This window comes from Microbacterium sp. 18062, assembly GCF_902706225.1.
Lineage (GTDB): Bacteria > Actinomycetota > Actinomycetes > Actinomycetales > Microbacteriaceae > Microbacterium.
Genome location: NZ_CACSKB010000322.1, coordinates 1 through 458 on the forward strand (window position 1 = coordinate 1; position 458 = coordinate 458).

1 protein-coding gene is annotated in these 458 nt (G+C 56.6%); it reads right to left on the reverse strand.

Translation table 11 applies throughout. From position 1 onward, the window contains the following. Nucleotides 1–342 (reverse strand): TniQ family protein (locus tag GVL03_RS23615; protein ID WP_373683855.1); only part of this gene is annotated, 342 nt, incomplete at its 3' end. Nucleotides 343–458 lie beyond the last annotated feature (116 nt).

Genomic DNA, 458 nt, shown 5'->3' on the forward strand with positions numbered 1-458 from the left:
GTCAAGGGAGTTACCTGAGCGCGAGTCCTCCATTAGTTGTGCATAGCGCTCGTGATCCAAGAACGGCCTGTGATACGGTAGCAGCGTACTAACTTCCATAAGATCGGCGAAAGAGTCGTGTGGCAGCGCCCTCGCGCATCGCTCGTTCATGGCATCGAAGTGACTGGGAAGGGTAAGGCTGGGTGTAACCGTCCTGCCGCCAAAAATTTTCCTCACTGCGTCTCGGCCCGTTCCCCACGCATTCAAGATTGCTAACCTGCACAGCCATGAATACAGCAGTTCGTCGTGGAGCAGCTCAGGCGTGTAGCAGATAGTGGTTGAAGCGAGACGAGCGCGGTACACGTTTGCTAACTCCAGTCAATCAGCAGTCTCGCGGGCCAGCGGATCTTCTAAGGGGAGGTCAACCGGCTCAACCGGCCGGGGCGTGGCCTTTTTTTTGTTCTTTGTCGCAGGGGGAC